Raw genomic sequence first — 18,784 nt, 5'->3', positions numbered from 1 at the left:
GATGGACGCGATGACGTTGTTCAAGGAAGGCATGTTGCTGGTGGTCCTGCTGTCCGCGCCGCCCCTGATCGTCGCGGTGATCGTCGGCGTGCTGACTTCTCTGGTGCAGGCCTTGATGCAGATTCAGGACCAGACCTTGCCCTTCGGCATCAAGCTGGTGGCCGTCGGGCTGACCTTGCTGGTCACCGGTCGCTGGATTGGCGCCGAGCTGCTGGGCCTGTTGCGTCGGGCTTTTGAACTGATGGCCAACACCTGATGACGACCCAGGCCTTCCTTCCCTATTTCGACCTGCTGCTGTCGATCGCCCTTGGCATGGCGCGTATCTATCCGGTGGCTTACCTGGTCCCGGTGTTCTGCTTCCAGCATTTGCGAGGCCTGCCGCGCCATGCCGTGGTGTTCGCCCTGGGCATGTTGCCGGCGCCGGGCATCCGCCAGGCCCTGATTGATGCCCAGGTCAGTTGGCTGACTCTGGCTGGGTTGATGTTCAAGGAGGTGGTGCTGGGCCTGCTGCTCGGGGTGCTGCTGGCCATGCCATTCTGGCTGTACGAATCGGTGGGGGCCTTGCTCGATAACCAGCGCGGTGCGCTCATCGGCGGCCAGTTGAACCCGGCACTCGGCACGGATACGACGCCGTTGGGCCACCTGTTCAAGGAGATGACGATCCTGTTACTGGTCGCCACCCTGGGCATCGGCACGCTGACCCAGGTGATCTGGGACAGTTACCTGGTCTGGTCGCCCACGGTCTGGTTTCCGTTACCTGGCGCGGATGGTTTCGGGGTGTTCCTCGGGCTGCTTGCCGAAATGTTCATGCACATGATGCTTTATGCGGCGCCCTTCATCGGCTTGCTGTTGCTGGTGGAGTTCGCCTTGGCCTTGCTCAGCCTGTATAGCCCGCAATTGCAGGTCTTTGTTCTCGCCATGCCGGCGAAAAGCCTGGTCGGGCTGGGCTTCCTGCTGTTCTATTTGCCCACGTTATGGGACGCGATGACCGGCCGTCTCGGCCGTTACGGGGAAATCCGCAACCTGCTCCACCTGCTGTTGCAGGGGCCTTGAAGGAAGGGCTCGTTCATGAGTGAAGACAGCGGGGAAAAGACCAAGCGCGCGACACCGAAAAAAATCCGTGACGCCCGCAAAAAAGGCCAGGTCGGCCAGAGCCAGGACCTGAGCAGCCTGTTGGTACTCACGGCAGTCACCGAAGTGGCATTGACCCAGGCTGACAACAGCATGCAGGCGTTGGGTGAAATGGTTTTGTTCCCGTTGCACCGGCTGGACGGCGACTTCGTGCGCGCCTTCGAGGAAACCCTGGCCCATGCCGGTGGCGTGTTGCTCAGTTTCACCTTGATGACCGTCGGGTTGGCAATCGCCACGCGCCTGATCGCCGGTTGGGTACAGTTCGGCTTCCTGTTCGCGCCCGAAGCCCTTCACCCCGATCCGAACCGTTTGAACCCGTTGAACCAGGCCCAGCAGATGTTTTCCGCCCAGGCGCTGATCCAGCTGTTCATGGGGCTGGTCAAGGCAGTGTTCATCGCCAGCGTGCTTTACCTGGTGACGATGCCTGCCCTCGGGTCGTTGATCAGCCTGGTCAACGGTGACCTGCATGGCTATTGGCGCGGGCTCGCCAGCCTGTTCCGGCACATCATGCACATCTGTCTGGGCGTGTTGCTGGTGCTGGCGATTCTCGATTTTGGCCTGCAAAAATATTTCTTCGCCAAGCGCCTGCGTATGAGCGAAGAAGAGGTGCGTAAGGAATTCAAGGAAATGGAGGGCGATCCCCACGTCAAGATGCATCGACGCAGCCTGGCCCGGCAGTTGGTCGACCAACCTGCCAGCAAGGAAACCAAGCCGGTGGAAGAGGCTGATGTGTTGGTGGTCAACCCGACGCACTTCGCCGTCGCGCTGCTCTATCGACCGGAGGAAACGCCGTTGCCGCAGCTCATTACCAAGGGCGTCGATGCGGATGCGCGTGCCCTGATCGAGCGAGCCAAGGCGGCGCATATCCCGGTCATTCAATGCATCTGGCTGGCGCGAACGATCTACAAGGAAGACGTAGGCGGATATATCCCGCGGGAAACGCTTCAGGCGGTTGCGCACATTTATCGGGTCTTGCGCGAGTTGGATGACGAGGCCAAGGGCGAGGTGATCGAAATCCCGGAACTGAACCTGCGCTGAGGTCGATGGAACCGGTGCGCACCGGGATGCCACTCAGGTAGTGAGCCCGGGATCGCCCGGGCGATGCCGACTTGCCGGCAGTCCCACCGCACACACCGACTCGTGGAGATTCCCCTATGCCTGAACCCAATTCACTGGCCAATTCCATAAGGGGCACGGGTGCCCTGCATGGCGTCGACGGCTTGCACTCGTCGCGCTCGCCCTCGTTGAGCCAGCAGCCTCGCGACGCCCAGCAGCGTACCGGCACTCAAAGCCTGCATGGGCGGGGGCGCTCGTCTTCGTCGCCCCCTGCGGTTCACCAGCGCGGCCGGACCCGGACACGGGGTGCCGAGCGCACGGCTACGCCGTCTGACGATCGACCGCTGGATGACACGCAAAGCCCCGGTTCCACCGCGCCGCCTCGCACGCCCGACTCGTTCATGAGCGAGATGGAAACCCGTCAAAAACAGTTGATGGAAAAGCAGTTCGATATGCAGATGCGAATGGAGGAGCGTCAGAGCGAAATGATGATCGTCAAGAGCTCGGCCGACATGGCCAAGTTAATGAGCGACACGGTGACGGAAGTCACCAAGGGCTTCATGGACACTGCGAGGAGAGTCATGCAGGAGGGAGGTGAGGCGATGAAGCTTCGGTAAGGCTCGCAATGACTTGGAAAAACGCTGTACCCGTGGCGAGGGAGCTTGCTCCCGATGGGCTGCGCAGCAGACCTTTTGTGAGGGCTTCGCCCTCAAGCGGGAGCAAGCTCCCTCGCCACGGTTTTTTGCTGTCTAGACCAGTCGGGTACGGCTCGCATTGAGCGAGGTTGGACGTGAGGCCGCTGACGTAGCGGACGGCATCAAGCGTGCGCGCACTTCGCCGACCTGGCCGATGAAACCGACGATCCAATGGCAGAACCGCGCCTCGTCGAGCATCGACAACGGGCAATGGGCACACAGGCGAACGCTGCCCTTTTCGTCCAGGGCCAGCCAACTGCCGCCGAGCAGATCCAGTCGAAAGTTGAGCTCCAACAGGCGCTTGTGCAGGCCAGGTGCATGGGCTGGCACATCGATCGCGCAATGGAGGATGGCCACATCGCCGTGATCGGGCAGCTCGATGATCACCGCTTCCCGGTTGCTTGCGTCATACAGCGCGCAGACGCCGCCCTCCAGTTGCAGCTGCGCATGCAGGTGTTCCGCGAGGGCCGAGATCAAGCGCTGGGCGAGCGGTGTGGTGGTCATGCAAAGCCTCCCTCGGCCACGGGCCTTCAGTAAGTAACCGAATAATCGTCAAGGTCTTCCAGGCCCAGCAACGACAATTGCCGGGACTGGATCTCGTCGAGCATCTGCGACGAGATCGGTGATTCGGGCAGCGCCTGCCAGACCACCAGCGCGCGCTGCGGATCGAGAAACAGGAACAGTTGCGCGTAGTCACTCGGGTGGGCAAAGCGTCGTTCGAGCGCCCGTCGCACCTGGCTCACGCCTAGCGCCTGGCTTTGTATCTGTAACGCGAGCCCCAAGCTGTGGGGCTCGCGTCGCAGGCAGAACTCGATGCCTGGGGCTATTTCCCAATACGTCGCGATGCCGGCGATGATGTTTTTCTGAAAGGCCTGGCGGGTGCTTACGCTGTGTACCGAAAAAGACATACCGTTTCAGTTCTCCAGTGGAACGACCGAGTGGTCGAGCGGATGTTCGGGGGAGCCCAGGCCGCCGCGCATACCCGGCGACCACCAGATCACCAGACGGCCGTTGTCGGGTTCGGCGCGGCTACAGGCATCGCCCTGGCAGCCCCAACGGTTTGCGCAGCCGGCGAAAACCGGCAGGCACAGCAACAAGACGAGCAGCTTCGGGGTGCGACTCATGGCGTGATCCTCGCACTGGTTTGCAAGAGGGAAGAGCGCCCGCCACCTGGTGTGCGCTTGGGTTGTCTCATGACGACGAACACTTCGGTTTCCTCACCGGGCTCGAGCCACACCTTCGGCCAGGCGGAGGTGGCCATGGTCCAGCGGGTGCTGCAGCTGGCCTCGTCGAAGCGCAACCGTCGGTCGCCATCGTTGCGCACCACGCCCACGGCGATGCCGTAGTCCGGCCCGGCAAACCACTGGGCGCGCGCGGCGTCCAGCGATAGCCCCGGTTGCAACGCGCACAGCGTGTCGGCCGAGTAAGGAATCGAGGCGGCTTGCTTGAACGTCGGCGGAATGTTGCCATCGGCCAATTGGGCGAGCACGTCGCTGATCTCGATGCGACCGATGGGGCGAGTGCCGTTGCGCCGCTCTTCCAGGCGTGCCATTGCGCTGTCCACCTGTTCACGATCGAGCTCGGAGATGTAGCGGGCCGGGTCGACCTGGTCGCCAATCAGACGGGGCGTCAGGATGAATACGCGTTCACGGCGGCTGGTCTCGCGGGTGGTCGAGGAAAACAGCAGCGGTCCGATCAGCGGGATGCGTCCGAGCCACGGCACACGTTCGAGGTTGTCGCCGGTTTCCTCGGTATGAAAACCACCCACCACCAGTGACCGGCTTTCCCCCATCACCGCCTGCGTACTGACCACTCCTCGCCGAACGCTGGGCGTCTGCTGGCCGACCTCCGAGGGCTCGATCTTGCCGTCTTCGATGTCCAGGAACATCTGGATCTGGTTGCGGCCGCCGGTCTCGATGGTGTGGGGCACGACCTGCAGGCTGGTGCCGGCCGTGATGGGCTCGACGGTGGCCACCCGTTCGCCAATGGCGGAGATGTACTCGGTCCGGCTGAAGTCGATGACCGCTGGCTGGTTTTCCAGGGTCAGTACGGATGGATTCGCCACGACCGAGGCCAGGCCGCGACCTTCCAGTGCTCGCAGTTGCGCGGAAAAGTCGCCGTAGTCCTGGATGAATACCGTCGAGCTGGCGCCTGGGCGAATCATCGAGGCGCCGCCGATCAGATCGCCGCTCTCGACGTTCCAGTTCGACGCCAGCTCGGCCAGTTGGGTGCGGTCGATGTCGAGAATGATCGCATCGATTTCTACCAGTTTGCGTGGCACGTCCACGTCACGGATCAGCGGCGTGTAGATCTCCCGACGCTTGGGCGAGTCGTAGATGAGCACTGCGTTGTTGCGCACGTCGGCTTCGACGCGGATCCGACCGCGGCCGCCCTTGCCAGCGCTTTCCGGGCCTTGCACGCGGTTGGTGTTCGGGCGGCCCATGCCGCTCAATGCCAGCTGCTCGATATTGCCCATCGTCATGGACTGCTGGGCCTGCATGTTCTGGAACGAGGCCTGGGGCGAGGTCGCCTGCATTGCGCCGGACACTGCACTGCGGCTTTCCAGCAGGCCTTTGAGGATGCTGGCAACCCCGGGAATCACCAGCGTATCGCCGCGGTACTTGATGCTCCGGTCGGCGGCGGTGGCATAGCGCAGCGGGAAGCTGATCACCTCCTGCTTCTCTTCGGGTGTCTTGCGCGCCTCGGCAAACTGCGCCACCAGGCGCACGTAGCGTTCCGGGCCGGAGACCAGCACCACGCCTTCGTCGGGTAACTCACCCCAACCGAAACGCGGGTCCAGCAGGCCGATGTCGGTCAAGGCTTGCTTGATGTCCGGCGCGGCATCGGCGGACACTTCCAGGCGCGTGGAATCCTGGTTTTGCAAAGGGCTGACGTACAGGGTGTTGCCGTACATGAACCACTGGAAACGATTTTCCAGACCGAGCCGGTCGAGGAATGCCTGGGGGCTTTCGGCGCGCATCCGGCCATCGACGCTGCCTTTCACGGTGCCATCGAGCACCAGTTGCACCCCGAAAGTATTGGCAAAGTCGCCAAGTACCTTGGGCAGGGGCGTGTTCTGGGCATCGTAGGCGTAGGGCGTGTTTTTCCAGTCGGTCGGTACCGCCGCTTCGACCGGCATGCCCGCGCCCAGCGCGCCGGCCAATGCCAGTGCAAGCAGCGATGCCTTGGTCCAGCGACGGACGATGGACCGGCGAAAGTGTACCTGGCCGGCGGCCATCGAGCGGTACGGTGCAAGCCACCTGTTAGGCATGGCGGATTCCTGTTCCGAGCGAGTGAAAGTGCGAGGGGCGTCGCGCCACGGCACGTTGTTCTTTATGGAGAATCGATTGCCAGGTGTCCCGCTGGTTGAGCAGCGCTTCGAGCACTTCGATCAGGTCGTCGATGTGCGCGTCTGTCGCCAGTTGCGCCAGTAGCCATAGACGCTCGTCCTGGGGCGAAAGGGCCAACGCACCGGGGAAGCGCGAGAGGCTTGGCTGCGCCAGCCGCAGAAGGTCTTCCAGGGACCCTTCGTTGCCCGGCGGGAAATTCAACTCGACCGATACCAGCAGGCCGTCATCCAGCTTCTTGAAGATCGCTTCGCCATCATCGATGACAATGGCGAAATGTTCCGCGCCGTCGACGTCGGCGTTCCAGCGGGCGAGCTGTGTGCGCAGCTCATGGCATTGCATCGATGATCGCCTTGGCGAGGTTGTGGTGGGCGGTGGTCTGTTGAGTGGCCGCGTTCACCGCGACCGACATGCCGTTCATGCTGGTCACGAACGAGTGCATGTCGTCGAGTGACTGACTCTCGGCGGCGTTCATTGCAGCGTTGTTGACGTTGTCGCTGGCGCGTTGGAAATAAGTATCGAGACGGCGCTGGATGGCATCGGTAGAAGACATGGCGGTTACTCCGAGGTAAGCGTATTCACCGGATGAGTGGTGATTACGCCGCTGACGGTTCCGCGAAAAGTGAGCAAAAGATCAGGAGGGGCGAGGCTGGATTTGTCAAACATCCGAATCCCCGTGGCGAGGGAGCTTGCTCCCGCTCGGCTGCGCAGCAGTCGCAAAACCGGCTGATGCGGTCTGCCTGAATAAAGTTGAGCCCTGCTGCGCAGGCCAGCGGGAGCAAGCTCCCTCGCCACGGGTTTCGGGTCGTTTGGGCTACCGCTGCGGTTCTGGCAGGCGCAACGCTTCAACAGCCGTGGCCCAATCGAGCAGGAACGTGCCGCCTGGTGTTTCCAGCTTCAGCTGATGCGCCTCCATACCGGGATCCGCCACCGGCGTCCAGGGACGTTCGCCAGATGAGCCCAGACTTTGGCTCAGCTTCGCCAAGTCGTCGGGATGACAGCGAAGAGTCGCACTGACCGAATCATGCTGGCGTGAGGCAAGCTGACGAACGAGTGCATCGATGCGGGCCTGATCCGGGACTTCGCTCAACAGCGTTCCCAAGGCCTCGTTGACCAACTGCGCGGCGCTGGTCTCGATCCGTTCCCACATGGCCTGGCGCTCGGCTTCCCAGGTGGCGAGCACGGTTTCGGCTGTTTTCCAGAACTGCGCCTGTGCCTGGAGCACTGCGGCGCCCGCCTCTTCGGCGGCACCCTGGATCAGCTGCGTGGCGTGGGCCTGGGCCTGTTCGAGAACGGCCTGTGCTCGGCCACAATCCACGAGGGTTTCGCGAGGGATACAGGGCTGCAACAGGCCCTGGCCACCGGGACGTAGGTCAAGCGAGCGCCGAGCGAGCATCGTGCATCTCCGTTTGGGGGGGCGCTGGCGCCAGGCTTTGCTCGGCTTTCCAGCACGCGGACTGCCAGAGCGTGTTGAGCTTGGCGGCAGGCGGGCGTGGGGTGGGCTGTGATTCGAGGGCAATGATCCTGCTGCGCGGGAAGGCCAGGCGCGTACGCTCCCAGGTCCGCTCCCCCAGCCAGGCGCGCAGCAGTGCAAGCGGGTCGTGGCCTGGTTCGAGCCAATGTCCGGGGCGCAACGCCTTGGCGGTGCGCTCGCACCACGCCCGGTCCTGCGGCGAAAGCATGTCCATCGTCGTCAACGGCGAGCATGTGTTCGCCACTAATTGGCAGGCCAGGGCCAAGGTTCGGGGCGTGCCGCAACAGAGTGACAACACCGTCGGGTCGGGCTGTGGCGGTGTGCACGGCGTCATGCCGAAACCGCGGGCCAATGCGGCGTGATGCCCGCGGGCCAAGGCGTCAATTTGTGGCCCGGTCAGCAGGCCGAGCGCGGGTGGATACCAATCACGGTCTGCTTGGCGCCACGCCAGGCACCACCAGCGAGCCCATTCAAGCGCCGCGTTCATGCAGCGGTCCCCTTGCTGTCAGGCTTGGCGCCCGGGTTCTTCACCGCGAACAGTGGTGGCGCCGTGCCGTTTTGCGCGCCCGCCGGCGTTGCGCTCTTGCGCTCGAAAAATCGCGGCAGCACCAGTACGCCGTTGCGCCACAACCGGTAGAGGCCGTACGAGGCGCCCAGCAGGAGGGCGAGCAAGGTGAGGCCGGCCGCCAGGGTTACTCCCCGCCAATAGCCGATGTCGTCGGCCTGCATGAGGAACGGCCCGAAATACGCCATCTTGCGCCGTTCCTGATAAGCCGCCGCAGGGACGAAGACCACTGACAGCTTGGCCGGGTTCTGGGCCGCGTCAGCCATGCCGGGAATCCCGCTGGCGACCAGGTTGCGCACTCTCGGCGTGATGCTGTCAGGATCCAGCGCACTGGTGTGCTTGATAAACACCGAGGCCGACGCGGGCTGGACCGGCTCGCCGGGAGCGACCCGTTCCGGCAGCACCACATGGACCCGGGCGAGCACCACGCCATCGATTTGCGACAGTGTCGATTCGAGCTCCTGAGACAGCGCGTAGAGGTAGCGGGCACGCTCTTCCATCGGTGTGGAAATCACGCCTTCCTTGCGGAAGATTTCCCCCAGGCTGGAGCGCGATCGACGCGGCAGCCCAGCGGCTTCGAGAACCTGTACCGCGCTGTTCATGTCTGCTGGCTCGACCAGCACGGTCAGCCCGTCCTTATCGACCTGCTTGCTGGCCTCGACGTTCTTGTCCGCCAGTTCCGCGATCACTTCATTGGCATCCTGCTCGGAAAGATGGCTGTGCAGCGCCGTCCTCTCGTCGCATCCGGCGAGCAGCAGGCACAGCACTAGGGGTGAGAATGCGCGCATGAACATGACCGGCTTTCCCTTACTGGAGATTGGTGAGCTTCTCTATCGCCTGGGAGCCCTTGCTGACAATCTTTGCGGTCATCAGGCTTTCCAGGTGAAAGGAAGACAGCGACCGGTTGGACTGCAACATGTCCTGGGGATCGGCGGTGCGGATGGCCTTGAGCATGTCCCGGTTGGCGCGATCGTCCAGCCGTTGCAATTCGCCGGAGCGGCTGGACAACGAACCGATGATCCTCGCCGCGACGTTGTTTTCACTGTCGGGGGCGGGGGCTTTTTCGCGCATTTGCGCGTTGAACCAGCTGACATCGCTGGTCTCGGCACCCGCCCGCGCACTGGCGCCAGGTTTGGTTGCGGTGGAAACCACGCTGGTGGTGTCGATGGCTTGTACGGTCATGGCATATCTCCGATTACAAGGTGGGCCTTCAGGCGTACATCAGCCTCAAGACGTTGCGAGCGCTACCCGTCACGCTCAGATGAAACTCGATTTCTTCCCGGCTGCGTCGACCGCGCCGTTGCATGGACGGCTGCTGGCCGGCCAGGCGGGCGAGAGCGAGGTCCAGTTCCTCCAGGGCGAGCTGGAACAGCCGTGTTTCTTGAGCCTCCAGCCATGCGCCACAGGCAATCCGTTCGGTCCATGTCCAGTTTTGCCCGTCGAAGCTCGCCGGTGGCGGGTATCGCGACGGGTGCTGGTCCATGAATGCCGCGACCTCGAACAGCAGGTCCAGGTCGTCCTGTTCATAACGCGCCTGGCCTTGTTCTTCGTCGATGTCCAGCAGGGTCAGCAGTTTCCTTCGGCCCAGCACCGCGATGATCTTGAGCAACAACGACAGGCTGGTGTCGTAGCGGTCGCGCCGCGTGGCGCGGTCGCCTTCCAGCTCCCAGGCGCCGAACAGCGCACCGCAGAACGGGTTGTTGGCGTTGCCGAAATCGCTCTGGCTGTCGACGTCGTTATCGCCGATAGGCTGCCGGCGGTGGGCGAGCATCTGCGCCAGGTCGTTGAACAGATCTTCGTTGGAATAGGCATCGTCGCTGTCGACATCGAGGGTGGATCCGGTACCTCCGTTGATCTCCTCGAGAATATCTTCGAGCACCAGATGCAGAGGGGCCTGGGTCTCGGCGGCCAGTCTGTCCTGCGGGGTGGATAAACCTGACCGGGGCTGCCCGCCAGTCGAGCCGTGTTCGCTGCTCCATTGGACGAGCGACTCGCGCAGCCGATCGCTCGCACCGTGCAGCGCCAGGTGCTCGACGACCCGATCCGCCAGGCCGTTCGCAGGCGAGGCCTGGCGCAGTGTCGGGTCGTCACCGAGCAAATCTCTGGTGCTACGAAGGTTGTCTGGCGAATGGATCTGCATCGGGTTTCTCCCTCGACGCGCATGGGATTCCCCGCCGGAGCGGGGCTGGAGCGAGAGGGTCAGAAGCGTATGTTCTTGGATGCCTCCCCCATGGCGGTGATGGCCTTGGTCGCGGTGTCCATCGACCCTGCCGCGATTGCGTTCATGGTGTCGGCAACCAGTTTTTTCTGGTCGAATTGGGATTTCATGGTCGTCATCGCCGCCGACGTGGCGTCCATCTGTTGCATGGCTGCCGTGGAGGCGGCGAGAGAAGCTCCACCAAAACTCATAGTCGTATCTCCGGATTGTGGAATGGCGAGACGATCGTGAACGTCTCGACGAATAAGTGGCGACCGCTGCGAAAACGGTTCCACCGATCCACTCAGCTCGTCGATATTTGCAGGCATTTCATCCGGTAATAGAGCGTGCGGCGGGCGATGCCCAACTCGGCGATGACTTTATCGATGCAGTGATGGTGGCGACGCATGCAGTCCTCGATGAGGATCTTTTCGAACTGCTGCAGGTGCTCTTTGAGCTTGAGGGTCGAGCTGTTGTGCTCCAGCTGCTCGGCGCGGGGCAGTGCCGGCAAGCCGAGCACGTAGCGCTTGGCAGCCGATTGCAACTCGCGGATGTTCCCAGGCCAGGCGTAGCCGAGCAACTGGCGCAACAGCGCTGGCGAAGGCGCGACGTAGGGTTGGTCGAGTGCCTGGGCTTCCCGGCGTACCAGGGACTGGAACAGCGGCACGATGCGTTCCTTGCGGCTGCGCAACGGTGGCAGCTTGAGGCTGATGATGTTCAAGCGGAAATAGAGATCCCGACGAAACTCGCCACGCTCGACCATTTCCGCCAACGGGCTTTGGGCCGAGGCGATCACCCGCATGTCCACCTGGATGTTCTGGGTCGAGCCCAGCCGCTGTACAGTCCTGGACTCCAGGACACGCAGCAGCTTGGCTTGCAGCCCTAACGGCATGCTGTCGATCTCATCCAGATACAGCGTGCCGTTGTGCGCGGCTTCGACGAAGCCCGCGCGATTCTGGCTGGCACCGGTAAACGCGCCGGTATTGGCTCCGAAGAGTTGGCTCTCCGCAAGGGACTCGGGAATGGCGGCGCAATTGATGGCGACGAACTTGCCGGAGCGGCCGGACATGCGGTGGATTTTTTCCGCCAGCGTGTCCTTGCCAGTGCCGGTCTCGCCGCGCAACAGCACATCGACCCCTAGCGGGGCGACGCACTGGGCAAACGCCTCAAGATTGAGAGCATCCTCTTTCGTGGGAGTGGAAAGTGCAGCGCATAACAACTTTTGCATCACTGACGATTCCATTTTTTGTTTGGTTTAGGAGGGTCGACAAGTAAAACGATGAAAAGGCGTATCCAACTTCCTCGATATATAGCGCCGCCGCGCAATCGCAGGGAAAATCAACATCTTCTGTACGAGGGTTAGAGAAGCGATTAAAGAAAAGTTCACGTAGCGCCGACGGTTGTTAAACGATTCAGCTCGGCAGCCAGAACGCCCCGAAAACCCCTGCGCGACCGGCCTGGTTGGCGTCTGGAGCGAAAATCGGGGGATCTCGGAGGCTTTTCGAAAAATTGGATCCGACAAACGGTTCAGCGCCAGCTCGCTGTTTGAGCAAGTACTCTAGAAAAGAGCAATAGCTCTGATTTTGTAAGGCGCCTACAGACGTTTAAACAATACGTATCGTAGTTGGGTTGGATTAGTTTGAGTTCGACCACGGACAATAACAGCCGACCGCCAACGTGTGAGTCGCATTAACTTCCCGGTCAATATTGAGTGCTTCAAGTATTGGCTCGATAAAGCTGTTGCTCGAGTTGCAAGTCAAGCCTTCGCTGTAAGGCCCGAAGTACGCCAGCTTGCCGCTGCGGTCCCAGATCGCCACGGCGGGGCTGGCGGGAATCTGTGCCGAGCCTGGTAACGCCGTCAGGGGTTTGAGATTGTTCAAAGTGCTGGGCAAGTGGCCCTGGCTGCCGGTCTTTTGTACGGCGTAGAACTCGACGCCTTGCGGCGCATATTTGTCGATCAGCTCGGAGAGGTGCTGCTGATTGCCGACGTTGCATGGGCAGGCCGGATCCCAGAAGTGCACCAGGCGGATTGCGCCCGGACCGGCGAGGTCGGCGGGCAGGCGCAGCGGGTCGCCGGAAAACACCGCCGTGTGTTGACTGAACGCCCGGAGGAAACGCCCCTGGAACCAGTCGTAGGCGAACCACAGGATGACGGCGCACGTCAGGGCGAGGAGGCTGGCAAGCAAGGTCGTGCGGTGGGACGGGCGCATGGAGTCGATCCTCTGAAGCCGCGTAGCTTGCCATGGCTGGCGCGACAGATGAATATCGCAGGCGTATAACGCCTGTTTTCGCGCGATGCGCATTTGCCTGGAATATTGATGCCCGCCTCCTTCGACCCCGATCACCTGCGCGCCAGCCTGCAACCCCTGGCGCAGTGGCAACCGCTGTCTGCGCAAACGCAGGCCTACCAGCAATTCTATGGGCTGGACTTTCCGGCGCGCACCTTGCGCAGGGGCCTGGGACGTTTCGACATTGCCGGGTATGAACTGGTCGGCCAGGTCTGGTGGCCGGAAAAAGCCGTGGGGACGCTGTTCCTCTTTCACGGCTATTACGACCATATGGGGCTGTACCGGCATTTGGTCGAGTGGGCGCTGGATCAGCAATGGGTGGTGATCAGCTGCGACTTGCCGGGCCACGGCCTGTCCAGTGGTGAACGCGCCAGCATCGGCGATTTCGCCGAATACCAGGCGACCTTGCGCGGCTTGCTGGCCGAAGCCGAGACGCTGGATCTGCCGCAACCCTGGCACCTGTGCGGCCAGAGTACCGGCGGCGCGATCGTGGTGGACCATGTGCTGCACCACGGCGCGGACAGCCCGGCCCAGGGCCAGGTCATCCTGTTGTCGCCCTTGGTTCGGCCACGGGCCTGGGGCTGGTCGCGCCTCAGTTATTACTTGCTCAAACCTTTTGTGAGCGGCATCGCCCGGCGCTTCAGCGAGAACTCCAGCGATCCAGATTTCCTGCCGTTCCTGCAGGCCGATCCGCTGCAACCGCTGCGCCTGCCCACTGCGTGGGTCGGGGCGCTGGCGCAGTGGATCCGGCGTATCGAGGCGGCGCCGAGCAGCCCGCGCCAACCTCTGATCGTGCAGGGGCAGGCGGACATGACCGTGGACTGGCGGCATAACCTGCAAGTGTTGCGCGGCAAGTTCGATCGGCCGCAGGTCTTGATGTTGCCCGAGGGGCGGCATCACCTGGCGAACGAGACCTTGGCGATACGGCAGGAGATGTTTGGGTTTTTGAGCAAGCGGATGGGTCGGATTCGGCGGTAATCGGGCTATGGCCTTCGCGAGCAGGCTCGCTCCCACATTGGATCGGGGGGTGTTTACAAGCGCCGGCCTAACCAGCCCCTGTGGGAGCGAGCCTGCTCGCGAAGACGATGCAACAGGCGCTGAAGATTACTGCCCCAGATTCTGCCCCACCGCCAACCCCGCCCGGATCGCCGCCAATGCCGCCTGATAATAAGCCTGGCCCTCGGCCGACTCGGCAAACGTGGCGAATTCTTCCAGTTCGGTATCCGTCAGGTCGCGGTAGACGTACAGCAACGTGTTGTTCAGGTCCGCGCCGATCTGATCCATCAGGCGCTGGCGCTGGCCGTTCAGCATGCCCTGGGCCTGGCCGCCGCCGAGCAGGCCGGGAATCATCGAGCTCAAGCTGTCGGCTGCCACGCCGGCAATCGCCAGGCTGACTTCGGCGCCGGCTTCGCGGGCAGGCAGGGCCTGGGCCAGGTGGCCGATGATCAGCAGGCGATTGTCGCTGGCTTGCATCTTCGGCAGGCCCTTGGCGTTCTTCGCCAGTTGGTCGCGGCGGGTGGCGAGCAGTTCGGCGGCGACGACTTTGCGGCCCAGTGGCGACTGGAAAAAAACCAGAGCCGGGTTCGGGTCGGCAAGATTGCTGCGCAGTTGCGCCTCGGCCCGCTGGTCCATGGCCTGGGGCGCGAAACGCTGGTTGCTGTTGTTCACCAGCGCCTGGAAGACCGCCGGCGGCAAGCTGTTCTGGTAGCGCTGCTGCGCGGCGCTCAAGGCGTCATTGAAATGCGCCCGCTGTTCCGGCCAGCCGGCGACCTTGTACAACTGGTCATAGCTGTCTGCCCAGGCGGGCAATACGCAGAACATCAACAGTGAGAAAAGCAAACGGCGCATAGGGACTCCTGTCAGCAGCCGACTATTCTCCGTGGGGGGCGGGGTCTTGTCGAGAATTCGTATCAAGTTCGTACGACGGTGCTGACAGGCGCAGCCAACCCGCTGCGCGGCGCTGTCGGTTTTGCAGGCACAGGAATACTATGCGCGCCATGCGAATACCTTCTGATCATCCGTTGCTGTTACGTATCGTCGACGACCTGGCCGAGCGCGGGTGGTCGCAGCAGAACATCTTCTTGCCGGATGCGCTCACCCGCGCGCTGGCGGCCGAATGTCGCCAGCGCGCCGCCGAAGGCGAACTGGCTCCAGCCGCGGTGGGGCGTGGGCCGTTTTCGGAAATTCGCGAAGGGGTTCGTGGCGATCGCATCCAGTGGATCGAGCCCGGCCAGGTCGAGGCCTGTGATCGTTACCTGGGGCTGATGGACAGCCTGCGCGAGGCCTTGAACCTGGGGTTGTTCCTGGGCCTGGAGGATTTTGAAAGTCATTTCGCCTTGTACCCGCCGGGTGCGTTCTACCTCAAGCACGTCGACCGTTTCCGCGATGATGACCGGCGCATGGTCTCGGCGGTGCTCTACCTCAATGACGCCTGGCTGCCGGAGCACGGCGGCCAGTTGCGCATGTACCTGGATGAAGGCGTGGAGCATGACGTGGTGCCCACGGGCGGCTGCCTGGTGGTGTTTCTGTCGGGGGATATACCGCATGAGGTCCTGCCGGCCACGCGTGATCGGCTGTCCTTGACCGGTTGGTTCCGGCGCCGTGGCAACGAGTTGTTCTGAACATGCAAAAGATCCTTGTCAGCCGCTGCCTGCTCGGCCATCGCGTGCGCTACGACGGTGGCGCCAGCGGGCCGTTCGACCTGCTCCAGCATTGGCTCGACGAAGGTCGGCTCGTACCGCTGTGCCCGGAAGTCGCCGGCGGCCTGCCCACGCCCCGGCCGGCGGCGGAGATTCCAGGCGGCCAGGGCGCGCGAGTGCTCGATGGCAACGCGGCGGTGATCACCACCGAGGGCGAGGATGTGAGCGCGCAGTTTCTATCTGGTGCGTATCAAGCGCTGGCGTTGGCGCGCGAGCACGGCATCCGCATCGCCGTGCTCAAGGCCAACAGCCCCTCGTGTGGCAACCTGCTGACGTATGACGGCACGTTCAGCGGGGTGAAGGTAAGTGGCGAAGGCGTGACGGCGGCATTGCTCAAGCGCAATGGGGTTCGGGTGTTCAGCGAGCTGGAGCTGGCTGAAGCGGCGTTGGCCCTTGAAGCGCTGAGCGAACTGTAGACGCGTGCGCGGTCGCTCTTGTGGCGAGGGAGCTTGCTCCCGCTGGGCCACGCAGTGGCCCCATTGATTTAGCCTGACCTACCGCAGTGTCTGGTTTTGGGGCTGCTGCGCAGCCCAGCGGGAGCAAGCTCCCTCGCCACGAGGGGATGCTTGCCACGGGAGTTGTGGTGTCTAGAGCTGTTCAGCCAACAGCTCGATCTGTTCCTGTCGTTCGGCCTGGCTCAGTCGTGGCTGGGGATTCAACGACGACCACTGCGGGTACGCCCTGGCCTTGCCCAGTGCTTCAGGCAGCTTGCCTTCGCGCCAGGTCTTGTCCTGGGGCGTGGCGATATGGATGCTCTCCATCGCCGCATGGCCGCGCTGGTCGATGGCTTGCAGCAGTTGCCGTTGGCGCAGGGCCAACAGGCGCAGCACGTTGTCATCGACGCTCAGTTCACGTTGGCCCTTGAGCTTGCCGATCAACCGGTCGCCATAGTTGCGGGCCGTTTGCAGCGCGCCGCCGGCAATCGCCCCGGCGAGGGCGGCGGCGCCCAGGGTCAGGCCACCCACCAGCAGGTCGACTCCGGCTCCGGCCGCCGCCCCGGCCGCAATGCCGCCACCGACCCGTACGCCCAATTGCTTGAGTGTGTCGGGGTTGAACAGGTCATCACCCCAACGGCCATCCAGCAAGGGAAGATCGCTGGCCGCTGCATCCTGAGGGCGGAAAGCGTAGAGCTTGAGCAGGGCCTCGACACAACGCTGTTCGCGCTGACGCACCGCGTTGCGCAGTTCGCTGATGGCCTGGCGTTCCAGTTCGGCATCGCTGACGACGCTGCGCCGGCAAGCGGTGCAATCGATCAGCAATTCGGCAATCAGCCGTCTGGCGCTCTGCTGGCGTGCCAGACGCTGGGCCTGTTGGTCCGCGATCAGCCGCTCCAATTGCCCGCGAGCGCTTTCCAGCAGCAACGCCAGGCTTTCATACAGACGTCGCTCGCCGTCCTCGGGCGGGGCGACGCTGTCGAAACGGACCAGTGCATGCAGGCCCAGCCGCGCCAGGGCTTCGCGCCAGTCGGCTTCACGGTGCTGGGCGCTGCTGACGAAATTGAGCACCGGCAGCAGCGGTTTTCCGCAACTGGCGAGGACTTCCAGTTCATCGCGGTACTTGGCCAACACCGGTTCGCGGGCATCGATCACATAAAGCCCGGCGTCGCTGGCGAGCAACTGCCGCAGCACCTTGGCTTCCTGCTCGAAGCGTTGTCGCGCCTCGCTGCCTTCGAGGAAACGGGCCAGGCGTGCCGGGCCATCCAGGCGTTCACCGGGACGCTCGAGGCGTTCGAAATAATCGAGCAGGGCGATGGCATCTTCCAGCCCAGGCGTGTCGTACAACTCCAGCAGCGCCTCGCCGTCCACCGACAGGCGCGCGCCTTCGACGTGACGGGTGGTGCTCGGGCGGTGGGAGACTTCGCCGAAGCCGACATCCCGGGTCAGGGTACGCAGCAGGGAGGTCTTGCCGACGTTGGTGTGCCCGACCACGGCGAGCTTCAATGGCTTGATGGATTCAGTCATGGCCCGTCTCCAGCCAGTTCAACGGCGCGCAGTCGGCGAACGGCAATTGCAGCTGCTGCAACGCGCTGTGCCAGTCACCCAGGCGCTCGGCATCCAGTGCTTCGCCGGGCGGTGCCTGCAACAGCCAGACGCGGGTGGCGCTGGCGCTGCGAGCCAGTTCGGCGATCAATGCCAGGCTGCCACGGTCTGGCGAGCGCCGGGGATCGCAGGCAATCGCCAGGCGCGCGGGCGGGAAGCGCGAAAGTTGTTCAAGCAATTTGTGGCGCGATTCGCGGCTGTCGAGGACGCCCGCACTTTTCACGGTGCCCGGCAGCTTCGGCGGCCAGGGACGTTCATCCAGCTCGATCGCCACCAGCAGCGCGCCGTCGCTTTCCATGGCGCCCACGGCGCTTTCGACTTGATGCAATTGTGCGGGCGCGGCGTCATTGACGCCCAGGCGTTCGCTGCTTGGCATCAATCGCTCACGCAACTGAGCGTAGCCGGGCAGGTTCAAGTCCAGGCGCAGGCTGGCGCGGCCACGGCGCCAACGCCACAGGCACAACAGCGCCAGGCCCAGGCGCGGCAGCACGCCGTAGATCAGCAGCACGCCCACCAACCAGGCGGCCCAGGCCTGGCGGGCACTTTCGATGTCCAGCGCGGCGTCGCCGCTGGCGCGGATCATCTCGACGCTCGGCACGCTGAAGCCCAGCAGGGCGGGCAACGCACCGAGGGCCTGAGTCATGGCGACGAAGGTCTCGCCACCGAGAATGGTGGTTTCCCATACGAAGCCATAGCGCCGGGTCGCCATCAGCAACAAAACGATGACCAGCGCGCTGAGCATCGCCAGCAACCACAAGCCATTGACCAGCACGCCGAGGGCCCAGCGGTTGAGCTTGTGCCGTTGCAGCAACAGCAGCAGCGCCGGCGCGAGTTGCGCGGCCTTGGCGTCGCGGGCGAGTTTTTCGCTGAGCCACAGCCACAGGCGGCCGAGCGTGGCGCCTTGCTCACCGGCGAACAGCAGGCCCAGGGCCCAGCCGACCAGCAGGATCAGGTTCAGCCCCAACAGGCTGCCGAGGGCCCAGAATACGTTGACCGGCGCGCGTCCATCGCCGAGGGCGGCAAAGCCCAGGCCGGCGCCGCTGGCCACGGCGAGCACGGCCAATGCGACCAGTGCCAGCCGTGCGCCTTGCAGCCAGTGGCGCAGGGCCTGGACGAGGCCATCGCGCTCGGCCAGCCAGTGGGCGCGATGACGGATGCGCGTGGACAGGTCGCCGCCGGCCGCGCGGGCCAGGCGATTGGCTTCCTGGTCTTCGAGCGGGCCGGCATGTTCTTCACGCAGGCGTATCGTCTCGGTCAACCAGAGGTTTTGCAGTTCAGTCACGAGGGCTTCCG

General features: G+C 63.5%; 24 protein-coding genes. 7 read left to right on the top strand and 17 right to left on the bottom strand.

Going from position 1 to position 18,784, the window contains the following annotated elements:
* Position 1 precedes the first annotated feature (1 nt).
* From sctS to M1E16_RS26170, 4 genes are all read left to right on the top strand, one after another.
* The gene (sctS, locus tag M1E16_RS26185) at positions 2-256 is read left to right on the top strand and encodes a type III secretion system export apparatus subunit SctS (RefSeq protein ID WP_458128736.1); all 255 of its coding nucleotides are present in this window, start codon (positions 2-4) and stop codon (positions 254-256) included.
* Positions 256-1,053, top strand: a complete 798-nt coding sequence (gene sctT / locus M1E16_RS26180; RefSeq protein WP_434571099.1) for a type III secretion system export apparatus subunit SctT — start codon at positions 256-258, stop codon at positions 1,051-1,053. Before sctS ends, sctT begins: the two co-directional genes overlap by 1 nt.
* A 15-nt stretch (positions 1,054-1,068) precedes the next feature.
* Positions 1,069-2,169, top strand: a complete 1,101-nt coding sequence (gene sctU, locus M1E16_RS26175; RefSeq protein ID WP_458128735.1) for a type III secretion system export apparatus subunit SctU — start codon at positions 1,069-1,071, stop codon at positions 2,167-2,169.
* Positions 2,170-2,285: 116 nt separating this feature from the next.
* Positions 2,286-2,804: a type III effector gene (locus M1E16_RS26170; protein ID WP_434571103.1), complete on the top strand. Its 519-nt coding sequence runs from the start codon at positions 2,286-2,288 to the stop codon at positions 2,802-2,804.
* Between the two features lie 132 nt (positions 2,805-2,936).
* Here the strand turns inward: M1E16_RS26170 and M1E16_RS26165 are convergent, their stop codons facing one another.
* The 14 genes from M1E16_RS26165 to M1E16_RS26100 form a co-directional block, all read right to left on the bottom strand.
* Complete coding sequence (locus tag M1E16_RS26165) at positions 2,937-3,386, bottom strand: type III secretion system chaperone (protein WP_434654882.1); 450 nt, start codon at positions 3,384-3,386, stop codon at positions 2,937-2,939.
* A 26-nt stretch (positions 3,387-3,412) separates the two neighbouring features.
* Positions 3,413-3,790, bottom strand: coding sequence for a type III secretion protein HrpV (locus tag M1E16_RS26160; protein WP_434571107.1), 378 nt, complete (start codon positions 3,788-3,790; stop codon positions 3,413-3,415).
* 6 nt (positions 3,791-3,796) lie between these two features.
* On the bottom strand, positions 3,797-4,006 hold the full coding sequence (hrpT, locus tag M1E16_RS26155; protein ID WP_305498107.1) for an HrpT family type III secretion system protein: 210 nt from the start codon (positions 4,004-4,006) through the stop codon (positions 3,797-3,799).
* On the bottom strand, positions 4,003-6,153 hold the full coding sequence (sctC, locus tag M1E16_RS26150) for a type III secretion system outer membrane ring subunit SctC (RefSeq protein ID WP_458128734.1): 2,151 nt from the start codon (positions 6,151-6,153) through the stop codon (positions 4,003-4,005). The genes hrpT and sctC overlap by 4 nt, the downstream gene beginning before the upstream one ends.
* Entirely contained in the window at positions 6,146-6,571 is a 426-nt protein-coding gene (locus tag M1E16_RS26145; RefSeq protein ID WP_458128733.1) for a type III secretion system chaperone, read from the bottom strand. The genes sctC and M1E16_RS26145 overlap by 8 nt, the downstream gene beginning before the upstream one ends.
* Positions 6,558-6,782: a serine kinase gene (locus tag M1E16_RS26140; protein ID WP_434602154.1), complete on the bottom strand. Its 225-nt coding sequence runs from the start codon at positions 6,780-6,782 to the stop codon at positions 6,558-6,560. The genes M1E16_RS26145 and M1E16_RS26140 overlap by 14 nt, the downstream gene beginning before the upstream one ends.
* 261 nt (positions 6,783-7,043) lie before the next feature.
* On the bottom strand, positions 7,044-7,625 hold the full coding sequence (gene sctL / locus M1E16_RS26135; RefSeq protein WP_458128732.1) for a type III secretion system stator protein SctL: 582 nt from the start codon (positions 7,623-7,625) through the stop codon (positions 7,044-7,046).
* On the bottom strand, positions 7,603-8,190 hold the full coding sequence (locus M1E16_RS26130; RefSeq protein WP_458128731.1) for a hypothetical protein: 588 nt from the start codon (positions 8,188-8,190) through the stop codon (positions 7,603-7,605). Before M1E16_RS26130 ends, sctL begins: the two co-directional genes overlap by 23 nt.
* Entirely contained in the window at positions 8,187-9,062 is an 876-nt protein-coding gene (gene sctJ, locus M1E16_RS26125; RefSeq protein ID WP_434627303.1) for a type III secretion system inner membrane ring lipoprotein SctJ, read from the bottom strand. The genes M1E16_RS26130 and sctJ overlap by 4 nt, the downstream gene beginning before the upstream one ends.
* A gap of 13 nt (positions 9,063-9,075) precedes the next feature.
* Positions 9,076-9,450: a type III secretion system inner rod subunit SctI gene (sctI, locus tag M1E16_RS26120; protein ID WP_458128730.1), complete on the bottom strand. Its 375-nt coding sequence runs from the start codon at positions 9,448-9,450 to the stop codon at positions 9,076-9,078.
* A 28-nt stretch (positions 9,451-9,478) separates the two neighbouring features.
* On the bottom strand, positions 9,479-10,408 hold the full coding sequence (locus M1E16_RS26115) for a type III secretion protein (protein WP_434627307.1): 930 nt from the start codon (positions 10,406-10,408) through the stop codon (positions 9,479-9,481).
* A 59-nt stretch (positions 10,409-10,467) separates the two neighbouring features.
* Positions 10,468-10,677 (bottom strand): hypothetical protein, encoded by a 210-nt coding sequence (locus tag M1E16_RS26110; RefSeq protein WP_003206573.1) that lies wholly within the window; start codon positions 10,675-10,677, stop codon positions 10,468-10,470.
* Between the two features lie 92 nt (positions 10,678-10,769).
* The gene (locus tag M1E16_RS26105; RefSeq protein ID WP_434602147.1) at positions 10,770-11,693 is read right to left on the bottom strand and encodes a sigma 54-interacting transcriptional regulator; all 924 of its coding nucleotides are present in this window, start codon (positions 11,691-11,693) and stop codon (positions 10,770-10,772) included.
* 406 nt (positions 11,694-12,099) lie between these two features.
* Positions 12,100-12,675, bottom strand: a complete 576-nt coding sequence (locus M1E16_RS26100; RefSeq protein ID WP_458128729.1) for a DUF6436 domain-containing protein — start codon at positions 12,673-12,675, stop codon at positions 12,100-12,102.
* A 108-nt stretch (positions 12,676-12,783) separates the two neighbouring features.
* On the opposite strand from M1E16_RS26100, the gene bipL reads away from it, so the two are divergent.
* Positions 12,784-13,731, top strand: a complete 948-nt coding sequence (bipL, locus tag M1E16_RS26095) for a phospholipase BipL (protein WP_458128728.1) — start codon at positions 12,784-12,786, stop codon at positions 13,729-13,731.
* Between the two features lie 126 nt (positions 13,732-13,857).
* On the opposite strand, the gene M1E16_RS26090 is transcribed toward bipL, so the two are convergent.
* The gene (locus M1E16_RS26090) at positions 13,858-14,601 is read right to left on the bottom strand and encodes a DUF2059 domain-containing protein (RefSeq protein WP_458128727.1); all 744 of its coding nucleotides are present in this window, start codon (positions 14,599-14,601) and stop codon (positions 13,858-13,860) included.
* 140 nt (positions 14,602-14,741) lie between these two features.
* Between M1E16_RS26090 and M1E16_RS26085 the strand changes: the two genes are divergently transcribed.
* Both M1E16_RS26085 and M1E16_RS26080 read left to right on the top strand, forming a co-directional pair.
* A complete protein-coding gene (locus M1E16_RS26085; protein WP_458128726.1) occupies positions 14,742-15,374 on the top strand; it encodes a 2OG-Fe(II) oxygenase in 633 nt (210 codons plus the stop codon).
* 2 nt (positions 15,375-15,376) lie between these two features.
* Complete coding sequence (locus M1E16_RS26080) at positions 15,377-15,868, top strand: DUF523 domain-containing protein (protein WP_458128725.1); 492 nt, start codon at positions 15,377-15,379, stop codon at positions 15,866-15,868.
* A gap of 171 nt (positions 15,869-16,039) precedes the next feature.
* Here M1E16_RS26080 and M1E16_RS26075 read toward each other — a convergent pair whose 3' ends face one another.
* Together M1E16_RS26075 and M1E16_RS26070 are read right to left on the bottom strand one after the other, a co-directional pair.
* Positions 16,040-17,413 carry a GTPase/DUF3482 domain-containing protein gene (locus M1E16_RS26075; protein WP_458128724.1) on the bottom strand — a complete coding sequence of 458 codons (1,374 nt, stop codon included), beginning with the start codon at positions 17,411-17,413 and terminating at the stop codon, positions 16,040-16,042.
* Entirely contained in the window at positions 17,406-18,773 is a 1,368-nt protein-coding gene (locus M1E16_RS26070) for a DUF2868 domain-containing protein (protein WP_458128723.1), read from the bottom strand. The genes M1E16_RS26075 and M1E16_RS26070 overlap by 8 nt, the downstream gene beginning before the upstream one ends.
* Between the last annotated feature and the right edge of the window lie 11 nt (positions 18,774-18,784).

The organism is Pseudomonas sp. Z2-11 (assembly GCF_054161305.1).
The sequence above is the reverse complement of the archived record's forward strand: the minus strand, read 5'-3'. Positions and strand labels throughout refer to the sequence as shown.

What these genes read in the sequence shown, in the direction of transcription:
- sctU (WP_458128735.1), top strand. Translation starts at nt 1,069, where the DNA reads ATGAGTGAAGACAGCGGGGAAAAGACCAAGCGCGCGACACCGAAAAAA.
- M1E16_RS26165 (WP_434654882.1), bottom strand. Translation starts at nt 3,386, where the DNA reads ATGACCACCACACCGCTCGCCCAGCGCTTGATCTCGGCCCTCGCGGAA.
- M1E16_RS26130 (WP_458128731.1), bottom strand. Translation starts at nt 8,190, where the DNA reads ATGAACGCGGCGCTTGAATGGGCTCGCTGGTGGTGCCTGGCGTGGCGC.
- M1E16_RS26145 (WP_458128733.1), bottom strand. Translation starts at nt 6,571, where the DNA reads ATGCAATGCCATGAGCTGCGCACACAGCTCGCCCGCTGGAACGCCGAC.
- M1E16_RS26115 (WP_434627307.1), bottom strand. Translation starts at nt 10,408, where the DNA reads ATGCAGATCCATTCGCCAGACAACCTTCGTAGCACCAGAGATTTGCTC.
- sctL (WP_458128732.1), bottom strand. Translation starts at nt 7,625, where the DNA reads ATGCTCGCTCGGCGCTCGCTTGACCTACGTCCCGGTGGCCAGGGCCTG.
- M1E16_RS26170 (WP_434571103.1), top strand. Translation starts at nt 2,286, where the DNA reads ATGCCTGAACCCAATTCACTGGCCAATTCCATAAGGGGCACGGGTGCC.
- sctJ (WP_434627303.1), bottom strand. Translation starts at nt 9,062, where the DNA reads ATGTTCATGCGCGCATTCTCACCCCTAGTGCTGTGCCTGCTGCTCGCC.
- sctI (WP_458128730.1), bottom strand. Translation starts at nt 9,450, where the DNA reads ATGACCGTACAAGCCATCGACACCACCAGCGTGGTTTCCACCGCAACC.
- M1E16_RS26080 (WP_458128725.1), top strand. Translation starts at nt 15,377, where the DNA reads ATGCAAAAGATCCTTGTCAGCCGCTGCCTGCTCGGCCATCGCGTGCGC.
- M1E16_RS26160 (WP_434571107.1), bottom strand. Translation starts at nt 3,790, where the DNA reads ATGTCTTTTTCGGTACACAGCGTAAGCACCCGCCAGGCCTTTCAGAAA.
- sctC (WP_458128734.1), bottom strand. Translation starts at nt 6,153, where the DNA reads ATGCCTAACAGGTGGCTTGCACCGTACCGCTCGATGGCCGCCGGCCAG.
- M1E16_RS26110 (WP_003206573.1), bottom strand. Translation starts at nt 10,677, where the DNA reads ATGAGTTTTGGTGGAGCTTCTCTCGCCGCCTCCACGGCAGCCATGCAA.
- M1E16_RS26075 (WP_458128724.1), bottom strand. Translation starts at nt 17,413, where the DNA reads ATGACTGAATCCATCAAGCCATTGAAGCTCGCCGTGGTCGGGCACACC.
- M1E16_RS26105 (WP_434602147.1), bottom strand. Translation starts at nt 11,693, where the DNA reads ATGCAAAAGTTGTTATGCGCTGCACTTTCCACTCCCACGAAAGAGGAT.
- M1E16_RS26085 (WP_458128726.1), top strand. Translation starts at nt 14,742, where the DNA reads ATGCGCGCCATGCGAATACCTTCTGATCATCCGTTGCTGTTACGTATC.
- hrpT (WP_305498107.1), bottom strand. Translation starts at nt 4,006, where the DNA reads ATGAGTCGCACCCCGAAGCTGCTCGTCTTGTTGCTGTGCCTGCCGGTT.
- sctS (WP_458128736.1), top strand. Translation starts at nt 2, where the DNA reads ATGGACGCGATGACGTTGTTCAAGGAAGGCATGTTGCTGGTGGTCCTG.
- M1E16_RS26090 (WP_458128727.1), bottom strand. Translation starts at nt 14,601, where the DNA reads ATGCGCCGTTTGCTTTTCTCACTGTTGATGTTCTGCGTATTGCCCGCC.
- M1E16_RS26100 (WP_458128729.1), bottom strand. Translation starts at nt 12,675, where the DNA reads ATGCGCCCGTCCCACCGCACGACCTTGCTTGCCAGCCTCCTCGCCCTG.
- sctT (WP_434571099.1), top strand. Translation starts at nt 256, where the DNA reads ATGACGACCCAGGCCTTCCTTCCCTATTTCGACCTGCTGCTGTCGATC.
- M1E16_RS26140 (WP_434602154.1), bottom strand. Translation starts at nt 6,782, where the DNA reads ATGTCTTCTACCGATGCCATCCAGCGCCGTCTCGATACTTATTTCCAA.
- bipL (WP_458128728.1), top strand. Translation starts at nt 12,784, where the DNA reads ATGCCCGCCTCCTTCGACCCCGATCACCTGCGCGCCAGCCTGCAACCC.